This window comes from Halalkalibacter sp. APA_J-10(15), assembly GCF_023017105.1.
Classification (GTDB): domain Bacteria; phylum Bacillota; class Bacilli; order Bacillales; family Bacillaceae_D; genus Halalkalibacter.
Genome location: NZ_JALKEV010000004.1, coordinates 144,826 through 169,782, shown reverse-complemented (window position 1 = coordinate 169,782; position 24,957 = coordinate 144,826). Strand labels below are relative to the sequence as shown.

The window sequence follows — 24,957 nt, the reverse complement described above, 5'->3', positions numbered from 1 at the left end:
ATATCTAATTCATAAAGAGGAGGTTACAATCATGAAGCGAGCCAAAGATGCTTTCAGCCAGTCTAGTAAATGGATGAAGAGATTTGCCAGGCCACTTGAATGTGCACGATGGGAGTATGAATTTGAAGGAGGTTCCCGAGAAAATATTATTCACAGCTTACGAGCATTTCAAAATGATGATGGTGGCTTCGGGCATGGGATTGAGCCAGACTTTTGGTTGCCGCTATCATCCCCAATGGCAACATGGTCAGCAGGGCAGATCATGGTAGAAATAGACATAGAGCGTAAGCATGATTTAGTTCAATCAATGCTTACTTACTTGGTTCGGACTTATGATAAAGAAGTAGGATTTTGGAGGTCAGTTTTACAAGAGAATAATGATTACCCACATGCGCCGTGGTGGCATTGGAAGGAAGGAGTACAGGAAAATTGGATGTATAATCCGAGTGCAGAGCTTGCTGGTTTTTTGATTCATTGGTCTGAGAAAGGAAGCGAAGCAGAACAGCTTGGTTGGAAAGTTGCAAACCGGGCAGTTGACTATTTGATGGATCAGGAAGAGGTGGAGCACCATCAGTTGTCGAATTTTCATGAGATGATAAAGATGATTCAGAAGCAGCAAGAGGGAGATTTTAAGCTCTCTCACTCTTTATCAGCTATTAAGGAGAAAGTGATGACTTTAATTGAACAATGTGTCGATCGTGATGTAGAGAATTGGGCAACAGGCTACAAGCCGCTTCCGCTCGATTTTATTCAGTCACCTAATGACCCGTTATGTACCCGTTTCGGTCAATTAACTGAACAAAACCTGCAGTTTTATGTCGAGCAATTGTCAGAGGATGGAACGTGGGAACCTTCGTGGAAATGGGGAAGCTACCCAGAAGCTTTTCCAATTGCTAGACGTGATTGGCAAGGGATTTTACTAGTGAATCGATATAAAATATTGAAAGAGTTTGGCTTGTTATCGTAACCTTAGAATAAAAAATAGGTAGGTGATGTGAGATGGAACCTAAGTGGATAGAATGGGCGAAGCAACTTCAAGCGATTGCCCAGGCAGGGTTAACGTACTCGAAGGATGTTTATGACTTGGAACGGTTTGAAATGATTAGAAATCTTAGTGTTGAAATAATGGCTGAGTATACTGAAGTCGATCAGGATAGGATTAAAGAGTTGTTTACGAATGAAACGGGTTATGCGACGCCAAAGGTCGACATTCGTGCGGTTGTTTTTCAAGAGAATAAAATCTTAATGGTTAAAGAAAAAGCGGATAGTCAATGGGCTTTACCCGGTGGCTGGGGTGATATTGGCTTAACACCAAGTGAGGTAGCAGTAAAAGAGGCGAAAGAGGAATCCGGATTTGAAGTGAAACCTGTTAAACTAATTGGAATACTTGATAAAAAGTGTCACCCTCATCCGCCATCTCCTTATCACGTCTATAAAATCTTTATTCAATGTGAGATTATTCGTGGACAAGCAAAGAAAGGAATGGAAACGAGTGAAGTTGAATTCTTTGCGGAGAATGAACTACCACCTTTATCAATAGAAAGAAATACTGAATCACAAATTCACTGGGTGTTTAAGCATTTACATCACCCAGAAGAGCCGGTGTATGTTGATTGATTCTAGAAGAACATATCCTGAAAGATATCTTAAAACATTCATTCCCTAAAAAATTACTAGAGGCTGGGACATAACTAAAGTGTCTATCTGGAAACCCGAACAAAAGATGAACGTAGCCAAGTATATTTCAGGAGCGTTTACGTCCACCATCTATCATTGTTCGGCTTTTCTTTTAGTTCAACCACTTTTGTCCCAGCCTCACTATAACTTAAAAAAGAAATAGTGGGTAAGATCACCCGTCGATGACCTTACCCACTAATCTTAGTATGTTTTATTGTTTACTCAAAATGGAGTCGTCTTATATTAGTCCCGTCTTGATTGACAACAAACCACCCGAGCTCTGAGCTAGAAATTGGTTTTTGATAAAAGACTAAGTCTTCAATAATATGAATGGCAAAGCCGCTGTCGTCGATTTTTACCAATTCTTGTGTTTCTAAATCGAGCTTATACAATGCAAAGTCGTCACTTGCATTTGTAAAAAAGATGCTATCATCAGTGACGTGGAAATCTTGTGATTCAGCGTCTAGTAGCTTTTCAATGCCATGACCATCTATGGGACTGCGGTAAATGCTATGACCATCAGATCGGTTTTGGTAATACATATAGTTATCCTTTATTTGAAATAATCCGACTAAATGTACGGTGAATAAATGACTAGATTGGCTATGTGGATCGAGATCGGTTACATATAATTGAAAATTATCTGTTTGATAATAAGCGTTTCCTTGATGAACAGTAAAACGTGAAATATTGTCTGCGAGTGAGAAAGTAGTCGTAATGGAACCGTCTATCTGAGCTTGTTGTAAAGAAGGTGGTCCAACTTCGCTAAAATTTTTATAGTAAAGGACATCATCAATGACTCGTAAATTGGCAATTCTGTAATGGATCTGTTTTTCTATCTCTGAACCATCTTTTTTCATTCGGTAGACGTTGAAGTCGTCTGTTGGGTCTTGATAGTAAAGCCAATCATCCGTCACATTTAAATAGGATGCACTGACGTCTGCTATTTTTTCGATTTGGTTATCAATGTCAGCTTGTTTAAAGCGATACACTCCATCACCCACAACGAAGTCATCAGAAAAATAAATCCAGTCATCATCTGTTGTAAAATGAGCACCGTTGAAATAGTTCCCATCAGAAATACCTTTCTGATGCTCTGTATACTCATCCTGTTTATTCAATAGGTCTTCTACGTCCTTTTCTTCAAAAGGAAGTTCTTTGATTGTTTTAGGAATGAGAATCGGTTCAATCTTAGAATAATCATATGTAATATGAATTTGTTCGACAAACATCTTATTTTGAGTTCCGTCTTCGCCAATGTTAATGTGAAGCTCAATGGTTGCTGACGTCTTTTTGAAAGTCTCCTTATTTATCGTAAAGTCATAGGAAATACGATCGATTTGTCCCATTTCTCGAATCAGATGGAGCATTAGCTCGTTAGTCATGCTGTCACTTATGTGAAAAAAAGGGATAATGTCTAATGCGAATGAATGAAAGTCTTCATCAGAAGCCGTTAATGAAAAATGATAATAGTCCTTTTCGGCATTGAAGCTGAATAAATCACTAAATTCATTCATTAGAGACATTTGTTCATACGGTGATATTGGCGTTTCTAGGAGTGGTCTTACTTCCCATTCTTCCTCGTCTTGCAAACTATTTTTATAGAAAAAGGTTTCGTCTGTAATATACACTTCTGCATCTGCTCGGGTATCTTCATCATATTCATTTATAACCGTTATATAGGAAATAAGCGGGTCATGTTGAACGGAACCTTCACTGTACTTTGTTGCTATTAGGTTATCGGTTTCTTCTGCTTGAGACTCTAGGGTGAAGGTATATTCAGTAACATTGTTCATTGATTCAATGGAACGTTTCCATACTTCTGATGCGTTCAAGTTGGGTTCGCTACAAGCACTTGTGATTAACAAAAAGAATGTAAAGAATAAATACTTTTTCATATCAAATCCTCCAATTATATTCCATTAAGAATAGCAAAATAAAGAAAGTAATTCTATTAATGTGTGAGAGTAATTTTGACTTTGTCATATTAAAGTTTTATAAAATCATAACTCACTCTCTTCTTTTTTATCAATACCCTGTATATTGAAGGGATTCAAAAGTCTCTAATTTCAACTAAATACAATTTATGATTCCTTTCCTTATAGATTATGGTAAAATTAGGATTGGTTTGAAACCGAAGACATCACTAAGGAGGGATTCTTTTGGAAGCAATATTGACTCTACTTCCAATACTATTTCTTGCAGCTGTGCTAGCTGTATTTTGGGTCGTCATTTATTTTATTTTTAAGAAGCTATTATCTAATACGTTTGTGAGTAAATCGAGATTAGAGGAGACCGAACGGGAAGTGAAGGAGCTGTCGAAAGAGCTCGAGTTGTTGAAGAAGGCAAAGTGATAGAAGAAAAGAATCAAATGTTAAAACAATATATTTTAAAAAAAGGGTGATGTTTAAGCTTAAAGCAAATATCACCGGATAAATTCTTATTGCGAGGGCAACGAAAAAAGTTAGAATCCAAACTTTTTAAGTGTCCTTCTTATTGTTTAGTACGTGCTTAACAGCTATTTAGTAGAAAATGAGATATGACTTTTCATTATTTCTGGCTTTCCACTGTCCCACCCATATAAGTGTAAAAAATGAGAGGTGATAAGATGAAGGAACGTATAAGAGGAGTGTTTGACCAACTTGCTTCAGTATATGAAAATAATATTGATAAAAAAGGTTTGTATAATAGTGAGTATGAAAGACCTGCGATGATGAGACTGCTGCCTAACAATCTAAGTGATAAGACGGTATTAGATGCAGGTTGTGCAGCTGGCTGGTATACTCAGCAATTAATGAATCGAGGGGCTACTACTGTCGCAACGGATATAAGCCTTGAAATGGTCAATGCTACGAGAAGACGCGTCGGAGAAAAGGCTAAGGTCCATAGGTTAGATTTAGGTGAAAAGCTACCATTCGAAAGTCAGTCATTTGATCTCATTCTAAGCTCACTGACTTTGCATTATATTAAGGATTGGGAGCGAACGTTTAGTGAATTCCAGCGTGTGCTGAAACCGAATGGGATGTTTTTGTTTTCCGTTCACCACCCTTTTGCAGATATAGCTTTTCTAAAAGATCCTCATTACTTCTCAATTGAATTAATCTTTGATCAATGGAACAAAGAAGGTAAAGTATATGAAGTCCCGTTCTACCGTAGGCCGTTAAGCGAAATTGTTAATTGTACCTCAGCTTATTTTTCTATTGAGGAACTGATTGAGCCTCAGCCGACGATGTCATTTAAGGAGCAAGCCCCAGAAAAATATGATCGGCTTATGAAAAGGCCGCAATTCCTAATGATAAAGGCGATCAATCATTAGGGGAAATAGAAAGCTTTTTTGTGCAATTCTTTCAGTATAAAAGGATTGCGCTTTTATTTGTTTTAAAATTATGTGAGCGATGATAAAATAAATCAATATTATATAATTGTAAGGTGTTTAGATGGAGGAAGAAGAATCCACTTCAACTGCTAAACAACTAGAATATGACCGTTAGGAAGTGTGATTAATGGAAAAGGAACTAGCGGTGAAAGAATACTCATCAAAGAACCAAAATCAAGTGATTGAGTTAATTCTTCACATTCAACAAAAGGAATATGACATAGCGATTACGAAAGAAGACCAGCCTGATTTGTTTACGATAGAAGACTCCTATCAGAAGGGTAACGGAAACTTTTGGGTTGCTCTCTATGATGGGGAAGTCGTTGGTACAATTAGTTTGTTAGACATTGGCAACCAGCATGTTGCCTTAAGAAAGATGTTTGTACAAAAAGAATTTCGAGGTGCAACGTTTAAAACGGCGTGGTTGCTATTACAAACAGCTCTTATATGGGCAAAGGAACGTTCAATTGAAATCGTGTACCTTGGTACAACAGAACAATTTTTAGCAGCTCATCGATTCTATGAAAAGAATGGATTTATTCCTATTGATATGGATGATTTACCAAAGGCATTCCCAGTGTTGGAGGTGGATCGGAAATTTTATAAGTATGTCGTTAAGTAAACAGAAAGAGCTTTGTATGAGCTAATTAAATAAGTGAGGTGATTTTAGTTGAGTGTTCATATTAGAGATATTGAAAATAGTAAATATGATCTAGTGTTCTTAACGGATATGATGTACGAAGCGATTCACATTCCTGAAAATAAGCCTCCAAAAGAGGAATTGTTACATTTGCCACAAAATAAAATATATAGCGAAGGCTGGGGCAGACAAGGTGATCGAGCATTAGTAGCCGTAAACGAGGAGGGGATTCCTGTAGGTGCAGCTTGGTATCGACTATTTACAGGGAGTAAAAAAGGATATGGTTATGTTAATGATCAAACGCCCGAATTAGGAATAGCGTTAACGAAAGGTGCACGAGGGAAGCGATTTGGAACTCAACTGATGACAAGGTTATTTGAAGAGGCTACAAATGATGGTTATGCAGCACTTTCCTTAAGTGTTGATCCACAGAACTACCAAGCCTTAAAGCTTTATCAAAAGCTTGGATTTAAGAGGTGTGGTTTATCAGGGACATCTTGGACGATGATTTATGAATTGGAACAGGTACGCTGTGACTAGTACCTGTTCGTTTATAGAAAGATAAGACTTGATAAAAATCTTAGGAACTTAATCACGTTGGTTGTGAATTCAGAGAAGTGCTTAGGCTTCGCTTGTTACACGCTCTACTTTCAGAAAATCCTCAAGCTTTTCGTTGAAAACCTATTCTGATTCCGATGTCGAAACACTAGTATATTTCTGGAAGGTTGGTACTTGTGAGAAAATGAAATGTGTAACGGTTTGTGCGTATGGATTCACTTCTTCTATAAATTTCTCTGCTTGAGAAAAGTTTTCAAAGTGTATTTTAAGCATAAAGCATGCATCTCCGGCTATGCGATAACAAAAATCTATATTTGGAAGTGTTTGAATGAATCTTTTAAAAGCTTCATAATCTCCGTTTTTCACGGTTGCTTCGACGATACATTGAATGGGTAAGCCTAATTGGTGATAGTCAAGTTCTAATGTATAGTTCTTAATAATACCGAATGATTCCATTTGTCTTACTCGTTCTGTAACAGAAGGTGATGACAAATGGACTCTTCTTCCGAGTTCACTCATTGATAAGCGACTATTCCTGTTTAATTCATCAATTATTTGTCTATCAATTTCATCGATTTTCATTTTGAAAGTAAAACTCCTTTATTAATTATTTTTTTAAATGAAATGACCATTTAATCATATTGAATTTAATGTGAATTAAGTGATTTGTTTTCTATAATTAATATAACAAGGAGGGGTAGTAAATGACAAGAATTCAGAAATCAAGCTTTGGAAATACATCATTTCAACAACTTTTAGGTCATAATATCGATGTCATGAATAGCTGGTCAGATTTAGGGAGTGTGCTAGAGAGAGATGCTTTGCTATCTTCTAATTTAAAGGAACAAGTAAGAAGAACGTTAGCACAAAGTAATGGGTGTGAGTATTGTAAAGCAAAAGGAAAGCCTGATCCCAACAAATTTGACTTAAAAACGTCTATTGCAGTAGGTTTTGCAGAGGTGTTTTTAAAGCAAAGGTCTTCGATACCAGACTCATCATTTAATATTTTACAGCAGTATTTGACCGAGGAAGAAATTAGTGAGTTGTGTGCCTTTATCGCTTTTACTACGGCATCACAATTTTTTGGTGCAATGATGAAGTTGAAAGAGGAATAGAATCAATACGATTTAATTTGTAAAGAGTTAAGGTTTATACTTATTATTGTAATATGTGTAAATGTTTACAGAAGGGGAAGAGTTGTAGATGAACATGTCTAAGAATGGATACACGGAGCAGCATGTCATACGATTAAACAATAGCTTTAAACGATGGATCGGTCGAGATTTAATACCTTTAGATAAAAATAAAAACTATTTACAGCAGTTCATGGAAAGTAAAACAGTGATCTTGTCACATGGAATTGAAGCTGATCCTATACTTAATTTTGGTAATCAAGCTGCACTGACATTATGGGAAATGGATCGAGCCACTTTCTTAGAAACCCCATCACGCCTGACTGCTGAACCTACGGAAAGAACGGCGAGAGAGCATTTCATTAGACAAGTAAAAGAAAATAATTTTGTTGATCATTATACAGGGATTCGGATTTCGAATACGGGGAAGAGATTCTATATTAAACAAGCGATAGTTTGGAACATGATTGATGAGAAAGATCATTATTATGGGCAAGCTGCAGCATTTGCAGATTATGAATACGTATAAGTATTTTAGAATCCCATGAAAAAAAGGAGGAAATCATGATTACACTAAAAAGTGAAAGGGAAATTCGTTTCATGCATGAAGCAGGTAAGTTACTCGCTTCATGTCATAAGGAAATTGCAAAAATGATCAAGCCTGGGATGACAACTTTGGAAATTGATCAATTTGTAGAAAAATATTTACTGAAACATGGTGCAACGCCGGAGCAAAAGGGCTTTAATGATTATCAATTTGCAACGTGTGCTTCAATTAATGATGAAATTTGTCATGGTTTTCCTAGAGCTCAGCCTTTGCGTAATGGTGATCTTGTGACAATAGATATGGTCGTGAATTTACATGGTGGTTTAGCTGATTCGGCATGGAGTTATATAGTTGGAACTGTTCCTGACAAAACGAGAAGGCTGTTGGAGGTCACTAAAGAGTCTCTTTATAAAGGAATTGAAAAAGCCTATGTCGGAAATCGGTTAGGAGACATCGGACACGCTATTCAAACATACGTAGAGAGTGAAGGCTTTTCGGTTGTCCGTGATTTCACAGGGCATGGTATAGGTCCAACTTTGCATGAGCCACCACAAGTTCTCCATTTCGGTGAACCAGATACAGGAAGGAAGCTAAAGGAAGGCATGGTCATTACTATCGAACCAATGGTAAATGAGGGAAGTTGGCATAGTCAAATGGATATAAATGGATGGACTGCTAGAACTAGAGATCGCAAGCTTTCGGCACAGTTTGAACATACGATTGCTATTACGAAGAAGGGACCTTTGATACTAACGGAGCAGTAAATGATAGTGACAGAGGTCCCTTGATTGATTATGAAATACTTAACTAAAAGAATGATTTTGATAAGCTAAGAAAAGAATGAAGTCATATCATAATATGATTGATGAGTAGAATGAAGGATAAAAGCATTTCTAGATGGTAATTCAGTTGCAGGGCTATTGCCTTCTAGCAATTTTAAATCCGTTATCAATAGGTTTAAAACCAATTTTCGGATAATAGTCCATAGCTGTTGGGGAAGATAAGAGAATCAGTGCCACTTCCTTGCTAAGCTCTGCCTGTACGTATCGTATTAGTTCAGTCCCGATCCCGTGATGCTGATAGTCTTTATCAACTGCTAGATCAGATAAGTAACAGCAATAGCTGTAGTCTGTTATGGCACGTGCTATACCGATGAGTCGATTTTGATGTCGAGCTGTTATGAGAATATCAGCATTGTCAATCATTTTTTGCAATCGAATTAGGTCATCGGTAGGTCTTTTAATGCCAGAGTTTTTGAACACACTAGATAATTCACCTGCTGAAATGTGTCTTTCATTTTGGTATGTTATGTTGATTGGATGGCTCATTTTTGCATCCCCCTTTATTGTCCATTTATATTTTACCATATTTAGGTTAAATATAGACAGAGGGTTAGTACTCTATGAAAGAAGATCCTGAAAGAGTTGTCTCGTTTAAGCAATGAGTTACGTGTGAGGCTTTAAATTATTCCAATAGTATAAAATAATTAACGTCCGGTTAAGCTGGGACGTTTTTTTATTTTGGGACAATATTTTGAAATGAAAAGATAGGGATTTCAATCATAATAAGGGGGGGGTATTTATACCATATTACTTTGACAGACACAGTTGTAGGTGTGAAGAAGCCGTCTTATTGTAAAGACGGCTCAAACAAATTGTGCATATGAATCCTAATTGGCGTTAGGATAATGGTGAGAAGTGTTGGTGCACTTCTCACATAATTATACAGAAACTTCGCCTGAATTTCTAGAATGCAGGATTACTATAGGACACAACAACAGTTAAATGTTTCCCCAAACCAAATCTCTTGCTGTTATTTAGCTATTTTCACTGCGAGTAAGAAGTGTTCAACCTCACAAAAAGGTTGCTGTAGACCCACACGATATTCATCTGATAGGATGTAAAAGCACCTAGAAAAAGGGTGAAGATCGTATCGAAGTGGGGTGTATAAAAAGGTGGATAATCAGTTTAAACAAGCGGAGGTAGCGACATGGATAGGGATTGTGGTTAATGCATTGTTAGCTATCATGAAAGGTATCGTTGGCTGGCTTTCAGGGAGTCGGGCGCTTATTGCTGATGCTGCTCATTCTGCATCGGATGTAGCGGGTTCAATTGCCGTACTAGCTGGGCTGCGTACTGCACAAAAGCCTCCTGATAAAGATCATCCGTATGGTCACGGAAAAGCAGAAAATGTCGCTACGATTATTGTTGCCCTGCTTTTGATTATCGTAGGAATTGAGATTGCGGTATCCTCTGTGCAAGGGGTGTGGGGACAGGCTCCTCAAGCACCGGGCGGAATAGCCCTCATCGCGATTGTGATCTCGATTGTTGCCAAAGAAGTGATGTTTCAATACAAATATCGCTTAGCGAAAAAAATAAATAGCTCCGTTTTGTTAGCTGAAGCATGGCATCATCGTTCAGATGTTCTTTCTTCCATCGCGGCATTTGTTGGGGTATTAGGAGCGATATTTGGTGAATATCTAAATATCCCTATTTTAATTTACTTAGACCCGATTGCGGGTATTCTCGTTTCACTATTGGTTATAAAAATTGGCTACAGCTTAGCAAAGGAATCAAGCATGATTATGATGGAGCAAGTACTAGCCCCGGAGAAGACAACTCCATTTTTACAGACGGTTCGTTCGGTGAAAGGTGTTATGAGAGTCGATGAATTGTTAGCAAGAACACACGGCCATTATATTGTAATTGACTTGAAGGTAAGTGTAGGATCTCACTTAAGTGTTGAGGAAGGGCATCGTATTTCGAAATTAGTTAAAGAAGCGCTAATGTCGGAACATTCAACGGTTAAGAAGGTCATGATCCACATTAATCCTTATCAAATGGATCGTCCTGCTACATAACTGGCCTGAGCCTTATTTTATATTTATTAAGAAAATATTGACAGCATAGACATTCTGCTGTAGCATTTGCATTGTTAATTAAATACCTCGTTAGGTGAGGCTCCTGTGCAGGAGATACGCTGCTGCCCAAAAACGTCCAAAGACGCCAATGGGTCAACAGGAACTATCGACATAAGGTGGTTCTTAATGTAGCTGGATCATAGATCCTATGCCGCACAGTGCTAAAGCTCTACGAATGGAGGGAATAGACGCTTAGTTTGCTGTGTCTGAATGGTTGGCATGTTTATGTTGATCGCTGGATACTGCCTAATTTTGCTGCGTGTAAAGACATCTTCATTCGTTGAAGATGTCTTTTTTTTGTTGGCTTCCTTTCAATACTTAGCGAGGCAGTTGGAGGTGATGTGAATTGGATAGTGGTCCTGAACCCGAGTCATGTATGAACGATGTGAAGGAAAATGAAAATAAAGATGACATGAAGTCCAATTCATGTCAAATTTGAAAAGTGGAAGAAGCATTTAGGGAAAGAAGTACTTGTCGGGATTAGTATGGGGTCGGTTCTAGGGATAGCAGCTTGTTTCATCGCTTACTTTTGGCAAGGGATATTTGCACTAGGATTGGTCGTTGGTCTCTCTTTATTCTTTACGATTACAATTGCGACAACGATTGGTTTTTTAATTCCATACATCCTAGTTAAATTGGGCTTTGATCAAGCAGCTGGTTCTGACCCTTTCATTACGACTATTAAAGATGTTACAGGTCTGTTCATTTACTTTGGCTTAGCAACCACACTATTAGCGCATGTGATGTAAAAAAATGACAAATACTTTTGGGTATTTGTGGTTCGAAGTTTAAATCTAATCATTTCGATCTCATACGAATAGCTTTTGTTTTGAAACATGCTAAAAGGGAATTCCTTATAAACGTCATTTTTAAATTGTAATTGTGTTTTGTGAATATGAAGGTGTGGTATGAAGAGATGATGGAAGTATAAATCATCGCTTCAGAAAAAGACTATGAAAGAGGGTTCCTTTCTCATGTTTAACGAGGGGCATGAAATTGTAACGATATTAATCGTGCCGTGTGTTTATTGGTAGGAAGGAACCCTATGAAGGAGGATTCATTATGGTTAAATTAAATGCACAAAACCGTGAGCAATATGAACAGCTCATTTTAGATACACTCGAAGCCGGGGATCATAAACAATTTTTAGAAACCTTTTTAGAATTGCATCCAACTGATCAGGTCGATTTCTTTATTAAATTAGAGGATGCTAGAAGAAAACGTGTTTATGACTATTTAACAGCTGAAGATTTTTCTCATATTTTTGAAGGATTAGAAATTGATGACCAGAAGCGTATTTATCAAGAGTTAGATGAACAGTACTCATCTGAGATGTTTAACAATATGTTTGCTGATGATGTCGCTGATTTCTTAGAAGTTATGACAGGTGGAAAAGCAGAAGATATTTTACAGAGAATGGATCAAGAAGAGGCGCAGGAAGTAAAAGAATTGTTGGCATATGCTCCTGAAACAGCAGGTGCTGTCATGACGAAGGAGTTTGTTAGTATTACATCAACTGAAGTAGTATCAAATGTCATTGATACGCTAAGAAAGGATGCTCCTGATGCGGAAACGATCTATTATTTATATGTCGTTGATGATGTAAAAAAATTAGTTGGTGTTATTTCTTTAAGAGATTTAATTACAGCACAGCCGACTGAAACGATTGAAAATGTGATGGGGACAAGAGTCGTTTCTGTCGATGATGATATGGACCAAGAGGACGTTGCTCAATTAATTAAGAAATATGATTTCTTAGCTGTTCCTGTTGTTTCCAAGCAAAATCATTTAGTCGGAATTATTACGGTAGATGATGTCATTGATATTCTTGAAGAAGAGGCAACGGAGGATTTTGGAGAAATTTCAGCAGCAAAAGGGGCAACGGATGTAAATGTTAGTTCGTTAAAGGCCGCTCGCAGACGTTCGCCATGGATTATTATGCTCATGTTTTTTGGACTTATTACAGCTGGGGTCATTGGGCAATTTGAAGAAACATTAGAAGAAATTGTCTTATTGGCAGTCTTTATCCCGCTTATTATGGATTCAGCTGGTAATACGGGTACACAATCACTAGCTGTTGCAGTCCGTGGTTTAGCACTTGGCACGATTAAAAAAGGGAGTATTGGAAAGATGGTTCGCCGAGAGTTCGGTACAGGTATTATGCTCGGCTTAATATGTATGGCTGTATTAGCGATTACCGTTACGATTATGTATCAGCACTGGGTGCTCGCGCTGATTGTTGGGTTTTCAATTTTCTGTACACTTAGTATAGCGACTGTGATCGGAGCGACCGTTCCATTAATCATTAATAAGTTAAAGCTTGATCCTGCTATCGCCTCAGGTCCATTTATTACGACAGTTAACGATATCCTTGGATTGTTAATTTATTTCTCAATTGCAACGGCACTTCTTGATTTCTTGTAAATCGGTTATGTTGTATTTTTCTAAAATGTATGCATCTCACATTCAAGAGGGAGTTCGCTTATTCGTAAAAGGTCACTGGAAATGAATGATGCTTCTTTTTCAGTGATCTTAGTTATATATATTATGGAAAATGAGATGGGAGAGTCCTATCTTATTGATGGGAGAAGGTGAGTTCAATGTTATTTGAAGTAGAAATTGTCATGAAGTTAGCTCTTGCTTTGTTCTTAGGTTTGCTGATTGGGATAGATCGTCAATTGAAGCATAAGCCATTAGGGTTAAAAACGTGTATGATCATTTGCGTGGCGAGCTGTATGATTACAATTGTTTCAATTGAATCCTTTCACAAATTCGCTACTCCGACCTATCATGCAATGGATCCTATGCGTTTGACTGCTCAAATTGTGAGTGGTGTTGGTTTCTTAGGGGCCGGTGTCATATTGCGAAGAAATAACGATATCATTTCGGGGTTAACAAGCGCTGCGGTTATTTGGGCAGCTTCTGGATTAGGCATTGCTGTTGGGGCTGGTTTTTATTTTCTGCCTATTACCGCTATAGTGTTGATGATTTTAGCGATTAATGTCATTCCTCCTGTCTTAAAAATCATTGGACCACCTGCCTTACGTCAACGAGACGTCCTTGTAAAAGTCATAATGGAGCCGAACTTGAAGATTACGGAATTAGTTAAAGCTATTGAACATAAAGATCAGGGCCTATCTGAGCAAGAAAAAAGTGACATTACGATCCGAAACCTGAAGTTGAAGGATTTAGAGAACGGCAATCAAAAAATAGAATTGAAGGTATCAGCACCAGAAAAACAATATACAACTGAAATTTATTATTTGATTAAAAAAATTGATCATGTCATCTCTGTTGAAATTGAACATTGATGATCAATTGATAGAAAGGAGGTAGGGTAGATTTAGCTGTACCTGTCGTTAGTGAAGAGGATCAGTTGATCGGAATTATAACGGTTGATGATGTGCTTGATGTGCTTGATGATGAGGTGAGTGAAGACATTGGCGAGTTCGCTGCAGCTAAGCTAGAGGAGCTTTAGATCTAGATGTAAGTTCATTGGTAGCAACAAAGAAGCGCTTGCCGTGGTTAGTTCTGTTACTATTAATTGGAATGCTAACAGCAGGCTTAATTGGAACGTTTGAGGCTACTTTAGCTGAAGTTGCTTTATTAGCGATGTTTATTCCACTCATTGCTGAGATGGCAGGCAATACAGGAACACAATCACTTGCTGTCGTAGTTCGTGGCTTAGCATTAAATCATTTTGATCGAGATTCTATCATCCGATTAATAAAAAGGGAAACAGCCACTGGTCTAATGATGGGAATTGTATGTGGAATAATCGTATCGTTGATTGCACTATTTTTATCACAAGGAAGTCCAATATTAGGCTTCGTTATTGGTGTTTCTCTATTTGTCACGATTTTGTTTTCCACTCTTTCGGGAACGATCATCCCATTACTCATTCATAAGTTAAAAATTGATCCAGTTGTTGCATCTGGCCCTTTTATTACGACAATTAATGATATTATCGGGTTGTTTGTGTATTTTTCAATTGCAACGTCCTTACTACATTATTTTTGAATGTGTGTGTATTTGCTATTGGAAACCTGAGTATAATCTAGTAAACTAATAGGGAACTGGAAAATTGTAGCTAGGGTTCCGCTAGTAATGAGGTCTGTGACCGAGGGCTACATCTTTTACGATAAGTAAAAGGCACCTATTGACATAAAAGGTCCGAGGGGAAAGGTTCAGTGTATTTGTCATACACTGATTTCTTTCTTTTCGGATCTTTTTTTGTCGTATTCAAAAGGAGGATAAGGATATGAAGAAAATTGATGAGATTCGAGCAGGTGTTGCAGTTGTAGTATTGGATAAGGATCAAAGAGTTCTCCTGCAAAAAAGAGCAGATGTAGGGTTATGGGGGATTCCTTCTGGTCATATTGAAAAAGGTGAAACGGTGGCAGAGGCCGCGATCCGTGAAGTGAAGGAAGAAGCGAACTTGGATATAAAAATTGTGAAACTGATTGGTGTATATTCAGAACCGGAATCGCAATTGTTTATATATCCGAATGGAAGAGTCGTACATTTTATTACGACATGCTTTTTAGCGGAAGTTGTAGGTGGCTCGTTATGTTGCTATTCGGATGAATCGTTGGATATGGATTTTTTTGATCAAAAAGAGATACCAGAGAATTTACTCACGATGCACCCTAGATGGTTGGAGGATGCGATGGCTGAGCGAGATTTAGCTTTTATTCGCTAATTTTTCATGATAACGTCCATGAGGAAAGGGACTGAACCGACTCAGTACCCTTATACAGAGAGATCTCAACGATTTGTTCGTTATTAGACCCTTATTTTGAAGGGCAAGTCATATATCGATAATAGGGAGAATTTTTTGGCATTTGCTTAATGAGAGACAGGATGCTTGAATCGATTGAATGAAGAACGTGTGTCCCTATCCAGCTTCCTGGTAAGAATTCAGGTGGAAGCATAGGGTCTATTTCGATCAATTCATTGCGCATTTCAGTTAACAATAAATAATGAGATAAGAGCGTTGAAGGCTCATTTGAAACTAGTGAATCTTTGCACGGGTATGTTTGTTTTAAATATTGCTGCTTTTCTATATATGCTTGTTCAATTTGATTGAGGTTCCAAATCTTACTTGCTTGATTGGAACCCGATCCCCCTTCAGGGCTAATGGAATTAAAGTGAAACGTATCGCTTGATAAGATCGTGACATAGTTTTCTATTTCAAGGGAATCTATGATTGTTAATACTTTTGATGTGACATCCCAAGGATAGATATATACGCTTTTATATAGCTGACCAAAGCCAAGTTGAGTAATCTTAATACGAAATGCATCACGCTTTTTTCGGATTGCTTCTGGAATTTCAATAAAAACAAGGTGCCACCTTTGATCCCACTTTTTTTCGTAAAAATTCTCTTTGCCGTTAAAGAGTTGGTATACCTCAAATCCGTTTGCAGTAATGGAGTAAATACCTCGCTTTGGCGAAGATATGTACGATTGCTTTTTTAATTTGGATAATGAGTTTCGAATCGATTGTGGTGTGTAGTTCATTGATTCTAATATGGTAATTAGTTCTTTTCCTGATATGTCAGTGTTCATGGAAAGTAAGTGCAATATTTGCTTTTCTACAGCCACCTTATTCACCTCTTATTTCAAATCATAACGGATTTCGCTAATTATTCAAGTGTGAAAGGTGAAAGAATCATTGACATCCTTTCAGTTATTATATAATATAATTTAAAACGATCGTATTAAAATTAATTATAAAAAGGATGTGGATAATGTGAAAGGCAGACAAGGTAGTGAACATTTATATGAGCGAATTCAGCTAATTAGTGAAGATGGCGATCTATTAAATCGTGATAGATTGCCAGATATGAAAGAGGAGGAGCTTAAGCTATTAATGAAAAGAATGGTATACACACGTACAATTGACCAAAGGTGTATTTCATTAAATAGGCAAGGTCGATTAGGCTTTTATGCTCCTGTTTCTGGACAAGAGGCGACGATGGTGGGTACACATTTTGCTTTGGAGAGGGAAGATTGGATTTTACCTGGTTACCGCGATTTACCACAGTTGCTCTTCCACGGAGTCCCATTATCTCAACTATTTCTTTGGTCAAAGGGCCATTTTAAAGGTGGGCAAAAGCCAGACGATGTCAATGTAACACCCCCACAAATTATTATCGGGGCACAAATTGTTCAAGCAGCTGGTGTTGGTCTTGGACTTAAAAAGAAAAAGAAGCAGAGTATTGCGATTACATATACAGGAGATGGTGGGTCGTCTCAAGGGGATTTTTACGAGGGGCTTAATTTTGCTGGTGTTTACTGTGCACCTGTCATTTTTGTCGTACAGAATAACCAATTTGCCATTTCGACGCCAGTTGAAAAACAAACAGCTTCACAATCGATAGCTCAGAAGTCTGTTGCAGCGGGCATCAAAGGTATTCAAGTAGATGGAATGGATGTGTTGGCAACGTATTTAGTAACAAAGGAGGCAAGAGCAAGGGCGATAGCGGGGAAGGGGCCAACCTTAATTGAAGCGATTAACTATCGATTTGGACCACACTCAACCTCTGGCGATGATCCAACTAAATACCGAACCGAGGAGTTAGATCAAGAGTGGTCGAAAAAAGATCCGATTGTGCGGTTTCGTACATTTCTAGAAAGGCGAGGTCTCTGGTCGAACGAGCAAGAGCAATCGGTAATTGAACAAGCTAAGGAAGATGTAAAGGAAGCAATTAATAAAGCTGAATTAGAAAAGAAGCAAACAGTTGCTGATTTGATGAAACATATGTATGAATAGATGCCTAAGCATATAGAAGAATAATGAACAGAGAGATAGAGGGTATGCGTAAGATTTATTCATTGATTAAGAGAGAATGGGTGACTAGAATAGATTTATAATGAAGAACGAATGATGGTAGGTGTCGCGATGATCTTTTTTGATATTGATGGGACGTTGCTTGATCACGATCGTGCGGAGGAGCTAGCAGCCGTAGCCTTTTATCGTGAATATAGCCAGGTAATACAGTTAGCTGAAATTGATTTTGTCTCACGTTGGAAAGAAGTTTCTGAGTACTATTACAATCGCTTTCTTGAACAGAAGCTATCCTTTCAAGAGCAAAGACGAGAGCGTGTAAGAGAGATTTTATTGAGACAAGTTAATGATGAAGAAGCGGACGTAGCCTTTGGTTCGTATGTTGATGCGTATAAACAGAATTGGTCTGCTTATGACGATGTGAATCTATGCTTACAACAGTTAATAGCAAATGGCCATTCACTTGGTGTGATTAGTAATGGAGATCTTCTTCAACAAAAGGAGAAGTTGAAACAAGTCGAGCTTGAGCATTAATTTAGCTGCATCGTCACGTCTAGCGAAGTAGGTGTATCCAAGCCTGACCAGGAAATATTTGTAGCTGCTTGTAATAAGGCTGATGTAGAAGTAGAGCGTTGTTATTACATTGGTGATCGATTAGACATTGATGCGCTAGCAAGTATACAGGCAGGGATGAAAGGATTTTGGCTTAACCGCAAGGGGGAAGAGCCTCACACTGTTGTTCGCATGATTCATGGATTAGAAGAATTTAGTGAAATGATTGAATGAGTAGGTTGAGGAAGAAGTAGATGGATTCGCGGGTGGCGCTGGCTTCGCACGTTACCCGTTTTTCTGAAAGAACCTAACCCAACTTTCATAAAAACAAGAAACCGCTGTAACGTCTCTGTACGCCTCTATAAGGAAAGGAAGCTGTTGCGTTCTTTCTTATTTCAATCTTTCTTCACAATTACATGCTAAAATGAGGAAGTATGGGTTATTGAAAGGTTGTTATGTGTAAATTCTAAAGTAGGAGGACACTATGAAGCGTTTTGTTATAGTAGTCGCTTTTTTTCTTATCGTGTTAAGTAGTTGTGATGAGCAACGGCTGGAAACGCCGAGTGAAGCTCCTTTTTTGATGGCTGCACATGTGAAGGAAGAGTCGCTAGTGTTTATTGATACAGACCGTTATGAGGTACTACTGAAGGATGAAAGCCCTGTTGCGATCACTGAGATGGTGAGTATTGGGGATGGACAAGTATTAGTGACAAGCAAAGAGGGAGAAGCGTTAATGGTCATTCATTTTCAGGAAGGCACGATATCTCCATTTGTTCATCTAAATGAGGGATTAACGTCACTACTTTATGATGAAGAGAAAAGCCAAGCGTATGTTGCAGATACAGCCAATCATGCTGTGCATTTGATTGACGTGAGCCAACAGGAACGATTGGCGAGTATGGAAATAGGGGCACACCCAGTTGACTTTGTGTTATCGAAAGATGAGCTATTTGTACTTAGTGGAGATGAGCATGAAGTGAGAGTCGTTGATCGACACTTACAGGAGGGCTTGCGTGCGTTTTCAGTCGTCGAACGACCAGCAGGAGTGTTTCATGATGGAGAACAGTTATGGGTTGGGGGACATGGTCCTTTCGGTGAGTTGAATCGCCACATTTATTCGTATGATCCGAATAGTGGTGAGCTTATGGACGAAATTGAAGTAGGACTAATGCCAATTGCCTTCTATGGAGATGGTACATCTCCATATTTCTACGTGCTTTGCCATGGCGAGCACGCCATTTATCAAATTGACTCAAGTTCGAATGATGTCGTGAATAAACTCGAGGTAGGGCAAAATCCGAATCAGATAATCGGAAATGAAACGTATTTGTACGTATCCAATTTGGATAGTGATACCATTTCGATTATTGATCGAGAAACATTTGAAGTGATTACGGAGCTTGCGGTGTCAGCAGGGCCGTATGCAATGGTGTTGGAGGAATAAATGGATGAGCGAGCTTACGTATGTATTAGTTGTTGATGATGAAGTGGAGCTATTAGAGCTAGTGAAGACCTATTTACGAAAAGAATCCTATGCAGTGCTGACAGCAACGAGTGGGCGTGAAGCGATAAACCTCATGCACCGATATAAAGTTGAGTTTGTTGTACTAGATGTGATGATGGATGATATGGATGGGTTTACGGCGTGTGAGCGAATAAGGTCTTTTTCACAGGTGCCGATTTTAATGTTAACAGCAAGAAGTGGTGAAGAGGATAAAGTAAAAGGACTTAAGCTTGGTGCGGATGATTATATGGTGAAGCCATTTAGCCCTCGTGAGCTTATTGCGAGGATAGAAGCGGTGCTGCGACGATCCGAACGAATGAACGTGCAGTTGAATCGGTTAAAGATGAATGAGCTTGAGGTTGATGTGAATGGGAGGGTAGTATTTGTTAATCAAGAGCCAGTGCGACTGACACGAAAGGAATATGACTTGTTACTGTTCTTACTTGAGCATCGGGGACAAGTATTTACTAGAGAGCATCTTCATGAACGAATATGGGGAATGGATACGGAAATGGGGACGTTACGTACGGTGGATACACATGTGAAAACGATACGCCTAAAGCTAAAATCAGCAGGGGCACTTCTGCAAACAGTTTGGGGTGTCGGTTATAAAATTGAGGAGTCCTCATGAAACAGAGGTCGATTCAATTCAAGGTGTGGTTCGCTATCGTTGCGATCATCGTCGTCGTTATTGGTGCAGCAGTTTGGCTTATTTCGTTTTTGTATGATGAGCTTTATATTGATAAGCAAATGGAATTGCTTATTACCGAAGGAGAGCATTTAGCTGCCTATTATGAAAGGTACGGGATGACGGATGCTTTCCTTGAACGTTTGGAATGGTCTGGTGAAAATAGTGGATCGGATGTTATCTTTTCAAATGATCCGATGGAACTTGGAAGTGGCTCTCCCTTTGAACCTTCTTCAGATGAACATATGATTACGTTTACTGAACGGCAGTCATTACTCGATGGTGAGAAGGTTGTGATGGTACGACCTCATCCTCATTTTAATCAAGATATTCTAGGGGTGGCCATTCCGCTATTTGAAGAAGGTCAATTGTCAGGCTCTATTTTATTATCGATGCCGCTATCAGAAGTGTATGAACCGTTTGAGCAAATTCGAACTCTTTTAATCGTGTCGATTCTGATCGTAATGGTCGTGATTGTATTTATCGCTACAAGAGGTATTCACCACGTTGTCGCTCCCATTAGTGAAATGAAGCGTGTTTCCATACGGATGGCTGAGGGGGATTTCTCAGAACGGATCGAAGTAAAGAGTACGGATGAGCTAGGTGAGTTAGCTGATTCGTTTAACCGATTGTCACAAGCACTTGAGGAAGTAGAGGATAGCCGACGTGCTTTTTTGGCGAATGTCTCCCATGAGCTTCGCACCCCATTAAGCTATATGAAAGGATATGCAGAAGCGTTGGAGGAAGGGGTTATTGCACAGGATAAAGGGTTGAGTATGATTCAGTCTGAATCCAAGCGTTTAGAGAGACTCGTCAATGATTTGCTCGATTTGGCTCAACTTGAAGGCGAGTCATATCCATTATCCATAGAACCTATTGCTCTTGCGCAACTTGTGCATGATGTTCTTGAGTCGATCGAAGTGGCAGTTAAACAGAAGCATTTGCAGCTTGAATTAAAGCTGGATGAGGGGAGCATTATTGAAGCTGATCGTGATCGAATCGAACAAGTCATTCGGAACTTAATGGATAATGCGATTCGCTATACGGTATCCCATAAGAAAATTAATGTGACTTTACACGTTAAGGATCAGTGGAGTGAGTTAACGGTTGCTGATGAGGGTATTGGTATTCCAGAGAATGAACTGAAGGCGGTAACGGAGCGCTTTTACCGCGTGAATCAAGCGAGATCACGAAAAAGTGGTGGAACGGGACTCGGTCTTGCGATCGTATCGGAAATTGTGAAGAAGCATAATGGAGAGTTTGAGCTTCATTCTGTTGAAGGAGAAGGGACTCATGCGGTTGTTCGATTAAGAAATTTAAAGTAAGAGGTCGATATGACCTCTTACTTGTATAATAAGAAGTTTGGCTATTCTAAGAAAGTCAGTATGTTTTTTAGAGTATAGCTTTTCTTATCATTTTTGTTCCTCATTCTGCTTCTTAATTTCTCCTAAATAATTGAGGATTAAGTAATTTTGTTCCATGATTTTATGGTTTTGTTCTCGTAATCTAGCATAAGCCCAGATGAATATAAGTAAACAAATAAGCAGTAAAATAAAAAACATGTAATCCTCCCACATAATATGTTGTTCATCTTTAGTTATGTTAACATATTTAGGAAGAGATAGCATGATTCTCAATCCTCCAGTATGTTAACCATCGATAAAAAGTGGTTAACCTTTTTACGGATAAGTGTTGGAAATGTATGATAGTAAGTAAATCACTTCTTTTTTAAGGACTTCATTTTTATTTCACATTCTTATTTTACACTTTAACCATGAGGAATGATTTAGTTGTGGAGACTTGATGAGAAGACGAGTCACTCTCGCTTCCTCAGGATCTCCGCTAAAGACGAAGGATGATAGCAGGAGGGTGATCTATTTCATTATGCTTGCTTTTGGTATAGTGATGCCAATGGTACGTATTTCGATTGTTATAGTTGTAAAGGCGAGTTATTCTTAATATAGAGAGAAGAAAGGGTTTTAGTGAACATGAAAAAAGCTAGTTGGAGTGTCGTATTATTAGTGATGGTATGTTTGTTAGTGGCTTGTGGTGGAGAGGAGCAGGAGGACGTTCAAAATGATGGGGTTCCTGAAGTTGTTGAAGTCGATATTATGCTGCCAGAGATTACTCCTGGAGAAGAAGTGATTCTTCAAACAAAGGTTACACAAGGTGATGAGAATGTTGACGATGCCGACGAAGTGGAGTTTGAAGTTTGGGAGCATGGAAAAAAGGATGAAAGTGACATGATTTCAGGTGAGCACCAAGGTGACGGAGTTTATGAGATTTCATATATGTTTGCTGATGATGGGATATACAATGTGACGAGTCACGTAACAGCAAGAGGGATGCATGTGATGCCAACGAAGCAAGTGATTATTGGAGATGTTTCTGAGGAAGAGTTGGAACAGTTAGAGGAAGAGCATGCACATGATGAAGATAACGAACATGAACATCATCATTAGAACTTAAGTGGGAAATCAATGAGTGTACCTCTATCCGGAAACGGTCAGATTTCCTCCTTCTTATTGGGGGAAATCAGTTAACATTTCTGGTTTACAATTGACATCGCGCGTGGGGATAACATGTTTACAAAAGAGAATGGTGAGTGGGAGCACTGTGAAAAGTTTGGTTATTAACTTTTTTTGGTGCAATTAAAGCAATACGCGAAACCGTTGCAGCCTGATACGAGTGGACTTATCGAATCAGGCTGCAACGAATGAAGCCATTACTACTCAAATGAAAGGCACTGGTAGGATGATGTTTTATATAAGCTTGTACGTTATATTTTTCACTTTTCTTCTTGTTGTCGTTGGTCTCACCTCTTACAAAATGATTAAATCTAAAACGATTCCTGATAATAACTTTACGCCATTTGATTATATAATGGCACAATCTCCTGTTGAACTTCATGAAGAGAAGGAACTTAGAGAAGAAGAGGATGAACAGGGAGATGGTAATGGCCCGTTTATAAAGAACAAATAAAGTAAGCTCTCTCATCTTTGTAGAATAGAGAGCTTTTTTGTTCGAGCCAATTGATGAATGAAAAGAAGTCTTCGTAATGAGAACTATTACAATAATGATGTGATTATTACATGAGAATGTTCTTGTACTCTATATCAACTTTCAAAAAATACTGATATAATCTTAACTTCATAGGATATTTATGAAACAACGGTTATGTCATAATTCAGTTGTAAGCGATTACAAATGAATTGGGGGAGATGCACGATGAAAGTGAAAGGATTAAATAAGGTCTTATTATTAGGGTTGTTCGCTATGTTGGTTGCCCTTTTAGTGGCATGTGGTGGGGAAGATGCTAGTTCAGATGGAGATGAAGGTACCGCTGATGATACGAATAATAGTAATGATGGAGGAGAAGTGATCGAGCTAAGCTTTTGGGCTTCTGCCAATCCAGACCGTGATGATTTCATTTTTACGATGGATCAAGTCGAGAAATTTAATGAGGAACATGATCATATTCATTTAAATGTCGAGACAACGGCTCATGCTGATTACCGTACAAGGTTAAATACACAAGCGGCTGGTGGGCAATTACCTGATATTTTTCAAGTGTTTCCTGGTGCTGAATTAAGTCCACTTGTAGATGGAGGAGCCGTTCATTCACTTAATCACATTAGAGATCATTGGCTTGAGGATGGATTGTTAGATGAAGTGGCACTTGAAGATTTTAGCTTTGATGGGGAGACCTATGCGATACCATCTGTACAAAATCCAACAAGCTTTGTGTTCTATGATAAGGATATGATTGCTGAGCTTGGTTATAGTGAATTTCCAGATACGTATGATGATTTCTTGTCATTAATCGTTGATTTACGAGATTCAGGTACAACGCCAATTTCACTTGGTAATTCTGCGCCTTGGGTGCTGCAGTCAGTATACATTTCAACGATTGCTGATCGATTTACAGGAAACGATTTCTTAGAAGATGTTTTTGCAGGAGAGCGTGCTTTTACAGATCCTGATTTTGTTAGTGCGCTTGCAGTCATTGAAGAGCTAACGGAGATGGGTGCATTTAATGAAGATTTAAATACAATGGATTCCAATCAGATGATTGAATATTTCTTGCAAGGGCGTTCAGGTATGGTGATTGACGGAAACTGGGGTGCGATTAGTATCCTAGCAAATATGCCTGAAGATAAAAATGTGGGAATAGCAATTATTCCATTAGGTGATACAAATACCGTTTCAACGGTATACGGAAATGCATGGTCATTAAATTCTAACTTAGAAGGAGAAGAGCTTGAAGCAGCAGAAACGTTCATGAAGTGGATGTTTAGTGAAGATCATTATCAAGGTCTAATTGGTTTAGGAAGGGTAGTAGCAGCAGATGTCGATGTTCCTGACGATATTGAATTTGATGAATTGTTTGCTGATATGCTAGAGCTAACGAATACAGCGCCACCAGCACCTGTATATGACGCTGTTCTACCACAGGCGGTTAATAATGTCCTTGAAAATGAGCTACAAGCCATTACGATTGGACGGTCAACACCTGAAGAATCTGCTCAGAAAATTCAAGAGCAAGTGAATACAGAGTGATATAATAGAT

The 24,957-nt window shown here is 38.5% G+C and carries 27 protein-coding genes, 1 pseudogene and 1 riboswitch; of the genes and pseudogenes, 24 read left to right on the top strand and 4 right to left on the bottom strand.

Annotation, left to right across the window (positions count from 1 at the left end; genetic code table 11):
• Window positions 1–31: 31 nt before the first annotated feature.
• Together MW695_RS06620 and MW695_RS06615 are read left to right on the top strand one after the other, a co-directional pair.
• Window positions 32–967 (top strand): hypothetical protein, encoded by a 936-nt coding sequence (locus tag MW695_RS06620; protein ID WP_247104345.1) that lies wholly within the window; start codon window positions 32–34, stop codon window positions 965–967.
• Between the two features lie 32 nt (window positions 968–999).
• Window positions 1,000–1,617 (top strand): NUDIX hydrolase, encoded by a 618-nt coding sequence (locus tag MW695_RS06615; protein ID WP_247104344.1) that lies wholly within the window; start codon window positions 1,000–1,002, stop codon window positions 1,615–1,617.
• Window positions 1,618–1,895: 278 nt separating this feature from the next.
• Here the strand turns inward: MW695_RS06615 and MW695_RS06610 are convergent, their stop codons facing one another.
• A complete protein-coding gene (locus tag MW695_RS06610) occupies window positions 1,896–3,575 on the bottom strand; it encodes a DUF6612 family protein (RefSeq protein WP_247104343.1) in 1,680 nt (559 codons plus the stop codon).
• Between the two features lie 264 nt (window positions 3,576–3,839).
• On the opposite strand from MW695_RS06610, the gene MW695_RS06605 reads away from it, so the two are divergent.
• From MW695_RS06605 to MW695_RS06590, 4 genes are all read left to right on the top strand, one after another.
• The gene (locus MW695_RS06605) at window positions 3,840–4,031 is read left to right on the top strand and encodes a hypothetical protein (RefSeq protein WP_247104342.1); all 192 of its coding nucleotides are present in this window, start codon (window positions 3,840–3,842) and stop codon (window positions 4,029–4,031) included.
• 254 nt (window positions 4,032–4,285) lie between these two features.
• The gene (locus MW695_RS06600; RefSeq protein ID WP_247104341.1) at window positions 4,286–4,993 is read left to right on the top strand and encodes a class I SAM-dependent methyltransferase; all 708 of its coding nucleotides are present in this window, start codon (window positions 4,286–4,288) and stop codon (window positions 4,991–4,993) included.
• Window positions 4,994–5,180: 187 nt separating this feature from the next.
• Complete coding sequence (locus MW695_RS06595) at window positions 5,181–5,675, top strand: GNAT family N-acetyltransferase (protein ID WP_247104340.1); 495 nt, start codon at window positions 5,181–5,183, stop codon at window positions 5,673–5,675.
• 48 nt (window positions 5,676–5,723) lie between these two features.
• Window positions 5,724–6,233 carry a GNAT family N-acetyltransferase gene (locus MW695_RS06590; RefSeq protein WP_247104339.1) on the top strand — a complete coding sequence of 170 codons (510 nt, stop codon included), beginning with the start codon at window positions 5,724–5,726 and terminating at the stop codon, window positions 6,231–6,233.
• A gap of 141 nt (window positions 6,234–6,374) precedes the next feature.
• Here the strand turns inward: MW695_RS06590 and MW695_RS06585 are convergent, their stop codons facing one another.
• Window positions 6,375–6,833, bottom strand: coding sequence for an Lrp/AsnC family transcriptional regulator (locus MW695_RS06585; RefSeq protein ID WP_247104338.1), 459 nt, complete (start codon window positions 6,831–6,833; stop codon window positions 6,375–6,377).
• 122 nt (window positions 6,834–6,955) lie between these two features.
• Here MW695_RS06585 and MW695_RS06580 point away from each other — a divergent pair, with 122 nt between their 5' ends.
• The 3 genes from MW695_RS06580 (at window position 6,956) to map (ending at window position 8,695) form a co-directional block, all read left to right on the top strand.
• Window positions 6,956–7,366, top strand: a complete 411-nt coding sequence (locus tag MW695_RS06580; protein ID WP_247104336.1) for a carboxymuconolactone decarboxylase family protein — start codon at window positions 6,956–6,958, stop codon at window positions 7,364–7,366.
• An 88-nt stretch (window positions 7,367–7,454) separates the two neighbouring features.
• Window positions 7,455–7,913 carry an MEKHLA domain-containing protein gene (locus MW695_RS06575; RefSeq protein ID WP_247104334.1) on the top strand — a complete coding sequence of 153 codons (459 nt, stop codon included), beginning with the start codon at window positions 7,455–7,457 and terminating at the stop codon, window positions 7,911–7,913.
• 35 nt (window positions 7,914–7,948) lie between these two features.
• On the top strand, window positions 7,949–8,695 hold the full coding sequence (map, locus tag MW695_RS06570) for a type I methionyl aminopeptidase (RefSeq protein ID WP_247104333.1): 747 nt from the start codon (window positions 7,949–7,951) through the stop codon (window positions 8,693–8,695).
• A 153-nt stretch (window positions 8,696–8,848) separates the two neighbouring features.
• Here the strand turns inward: map and MW695_RS06565 are convergent, their stop codons facing one another.
• A complete protein-coding gene (locus MW695_RS06565; RefSeq protein ID WP_247104332.1) occupies window positions 8,849–9,259 on the bottom strand; it encodes a GNAT family N-acetyltransferase in 411 nt (136 codons plus the stop codon).
• 626 nt (window positions 9,260–9,885) lie between these two features.
• Here MW695_RS06565 and MW695_RS06560 point away from each other — a divergent pair.
• The 7 genes from MW695_RS06560 to MW695_RS06535 all read left to right on the top strand — a co-directional run bounded on the left by MW695_RS06560 (window position 9,886) and on the right by MW695_RS06535 (window position 15,553).
• The gene (locus tag MW695_RS06560; RefSeq protein WP_247104331.1) at window positions 9,886–10,791 is read left to right on the top strand and encodes a cation diffusion facilitator family transporter; all 906 of its coding nucleotides are present in this window, start codon (window positions 9,886–9,888) and stop codon (window positions 10,789–10,791) included.
• A 79-nt stretch (window positions 10,792–10,870) separates the two neighbouring features.
• A riboswitch (M-box (ykoK) riboswitch) is annotated at window positions 10,871–11,039 on the top strand.
• Window positions 11,040–11,273: 234 nt separating this feature from the next.
• Window positions 11,274–11,600, top strand: a complete 327-nt coding sequence (locus tag MW695_RS06555; protein ID WP_308446076.1) for a magnesium transporter — start codon at window positions 11,274–11,276, stop codon at window positions 11,598–11,600.
• Between the two features lie 313 nt (window positions 11,601–11,913).
• Window positions 11,914–13,275: a magnesium transporter gene (mgtE, locus tag MW695_RS06550; RefSeq protein ID WP_247104329.1), complete on the top strand. Its 1,362-nt coding sequence runs from the start codon at window positions 11,914–11,916 to the stop codon at window positions 13,273–13,275.
• 176 nt (window positions 13,276–13,451) lie between these two features.
• Entirely contained in the window at window positions 13,452–14,162 is a 711-nt protein-coding gene (locus tag MW695_RS06545; RefSeq protein ID WP_247104328.1) for an MgtC/SapB family protein, read from the top strand.
• 65 nt (window positions 14,163–14,227) lie between these two features.
• A complete protein-coding gene (locus MW695_RS23080) occupies window positions 14,228–14,329 on the top strand; it encodes a hypothetical protein (RefSeq protein WP_368859655.1) in 102 nt (33 codons plus the stop codon).
• A 17-nt stretch (window positions 14,330–14,346) separates the two neighbouring features.
• Window positions 14,347–14,871: a magnesium transporter gene (locus tag MW695_RS06540; protein WP_247104326.1), complete on the top strand. Its 525-nt coding sequence runs from the start codon at window positions 14,347–14,349 to the stop codon at window positions 14,869–14,871.
• Window positions 14,872–15,112: 241 nt separating this feature from the next.
• The gene (locus tag MW695_RS06535; protein ID WP_247104325.1) at window positions 15,113–15,553 is read left to right on the top strand and encodes an NUDIX domain-containing protein; all 441 of its coding nucleotides are present in this window, start codon (window positions 15,113–15,115) and stop codon (window positions 15,551–15,553) included.
• Between the two features lie 91 nt (window positions 15,554–15,644).
• On the opposite strand, the gene MW695_RS06530 is transcribed toward MW695_RS06535, so the two are convergent.
• Window positions 15,645–16,457 carry a PaaX family transcriptional regulator C-terminal domain-containing protein gene (locus MW695_RS06530; protein WP_247104324.1) on the bottom strand — a complete coding sequence of 271 codons (813 nt, stop codon included), beginning with the start codon at window positions 16,455–16,457 and terminating at the stop codon, window positions 15,645–15,647.
• A 139-nt stretch (window positions 16,458–16,596) separates the two neighbouring features.
• Between MW695_RS06530 and pdhA the strand changes: the two genes are divergently transcribed.
• The 8 genes and pseudogenes from pdhA to MW695_RS06490 all read left to right on the top strand — a co-directional run bounded on the left by pdhA (window position 16,597) and on the right by MW695_RS06490 (window position 24,947).
• Complete coding sequence (gene pdhA, locus MW695_RS06525) at window positions 16,597–17,628, top strand: pyruvate dehydrogenase (acetyl-transferring) E1 component subunit alpha (protein WP_483299847.1); 1,032 nt, start codon at window positions 16,597–16,599, stop codon at window positions 17,626–17,628.
• A gap of 111 nt (window positions 17,629–17,739) precedes the next feature.
• Window positions 17,740–18,429: pseudogene (locus tag MW695_RS06520) on the top strand (HAD family hydrolase).
• Between the two features lie 250 nt (window positions 18,430–18,679).
• Window positions 18,680–19,639, top strand: a complete 960-nt coding sequence (locus tag MW695_RS06515; protein WP_247104322.1) for a YncE family protein — start codon at window positions 18,680–18,682, stop codon at window positions 19,637–19,639.
• 4 nt (window positions 19,640–19,643) lie between these two features.
• Complete coding sequence (locus MW695_RS06510) at window positions 19,644–20,330, top strand: response regulator transcription factor (protein ID WP_247104321.1); 687 nt, start codon at window positions 19,644–19,646, stop codon at window positions 20,328–20,330.
• Window positions 20,327–21,712 carry a sensor histidine kinase gene (locus tag MW695_RS06505; protein ID WP_247104320.1) on the top strand — a complete coding sequence of 462 codons (1,386 nt, stop codon included), beginning with the start codon at window positions 20,327–20,329 and terminating at the stop codon, window positions 21,710–21,712. The genes MW695_RS06510 and MW695_RS06505 overlap by 4 nt, the downstream gene beginning before the upstream one ends.
• Before the next feature lie 663 nt (window positions 21,713–22,375).
• Complete coding sequence (locus MW695_RS06500) at window positions 22,376–22,849, top strand: FixH family protein (protein ID WP_247104318.1); 474 nt, start codon at window positions 22,376–22,378, stop codon at window positions 22,847–22,849.
• A gap of 367 nt (window positions 22,850–23,216) precedes the next feature.
• Complete coding sequence (locus tag MW695_RS06495; protein WP_247104317.1) at window positions 23,217–23,369, top strand: hypothetical protein; 153 nt, start codon at window positions 23,217–23,219, stop codon at window positions 23,367–23,369.
• Between the two features lie 246 nt (window positions 23,370–23,615).
• Window positions 23,616–24,947: an extracellular solute-binding protein gene (locus tag MW695_RS06490; protein WP_247104316.1), complete on the top strand. Its 1,332-nt coding sequence runs from the start codon at window positions 23,616–23,618 to the stop codon at window positions 24,945–24,947.
• Window positions 24,948–24,957 lie beyond the last annotated feature (10 nt).

Bases quoted from the DNA above. Each gene is read 5' to 3' on its own strand.
- MW695_RS06620 (WP_247104345.1), top strand. From the start codon at position 32: ATGAAGCGAGCCAAAGATGCTTTCAGCCAGTCTAGTAAATGGATGAAG.
- MW695_RS06615 (WP_247104344.1), top strand. From the start codon at position 1,000: ATGGAACCTAAGTGGATAGAATGGGCGAAGCAACTTCAAGCGATTGCC.
- MW695_RS06610 (WP_247104343.1), bottom strand. From the start codon at position 3,575: ATGAAAAAGTATTTATTCTTTACATTCTTTTTGTTAATCACAAGTGCT.
- MW695_RS06600 (WP_247104341.1), top strand. From the start codon at position 4,286: ATGAAGGAACGTATAAGAGGAGTGTTTGACCAACTTGCTTCAGTATAT.
- MW695_RS06595 (WP_247104340.1), top strand. From the start codon at position 5,181: ATGGAAAAGGAACTAGCGGTGAAAGAATACTCATCAAAGAACCAAAAT.
- MW695_RS06585 (WP_247104338.1), bottom strand. From the start codon at position 6,833: ATGAAAATCGATGAAATTGATAGACAAATAATTGATGAATTAAACAGG.
- MW695_RS06580 (WP_247104336.1), top strand. From the start codon at position 6,956: ATGACAAGAATTCAGAAATCAAGCTTTGGAAATACATCATTTCAACAA.
- MW695_RS06575 (WP_247104334.1), top strand. From the start codon at position 7,455: ATGAACATGTCTAAGAATGGATACACGGAGCAGCATGTCATACGATTA.
- map (WP_247104333.1), top strand. From the start codon at position 7,949: ATGATTACACTAAAAAGTGAAAGGGAAATTCGTTTCATGCATGAAGCA.
- MW695_RS06565 (WP_247104332.1), bottom strand. From the start codon at position 9,259: ATGAGCCATCCAATCAACATAACATACCAAAATGAAAGACACATTTCA.
- mgtE (WP_247104329.1), top strand. From the start codon at position 11,914: ATGGTTAAATTAAATGCACAAAACCGTGAGCAATATGAACAGCTCATT.
- MW695_RS06545 (WP_247104328.1), top strand. From the start codon at position 13,452: ATGTTATTTGAAGTAGAAATTGTCATGAAGTTAGCTCTTGCTTTGTTC.
- MW695_RS06535 (WP_247104325.1), top strand. From the start codon at position 15,113: ATGAAGAAAATTGATGAGATTCGAGCAGGTGTTGCAGTTGTAGTATTG.
- MW695_RS06515 (WP_247104322.1), top strand. From the start codon at position 18,680: ATGAAGCGTTTTGTTATAGTAGTCGCTTTTTTTCTTATCGTGTTAAGT.
- MW695_RS06510 (WP_247104321.1), top strand. From the start codon at position 19,644: ATGAGCGAGCTTACGTATGTATTAGTTGTTGATGATGAAGTGGAGCTA.
- MW695_RS06505 (WP_247104320.1), top strand. From the start codon at position 20,327: ATGAAACAGAGGTCGATTCAATTCAAGGTGTGGTTCGCTATCGTTGCG.
- MW695_RS06500 (WP_247104318.1), top strand. From the start codon at position 22,376: ATGAAAAAAGCTAGTTGGAGTGTCGTATTATTAGTGATGGTATGTTTG.
- MW695_RS06495 (WP_247104317.1), top strand. From the start codon at position 23,217: ATGATTAAATCTAAAACGATTCCTGATAATAACTTTACGCCATTTGAT.
- MW695_RS06490 (WP_247104316.1), top strand. From the start codon at position 23,616: ATGAAAGTGAAAGGATTAAATAAGGTCTTATTATTAGGGTTGTTCGCT.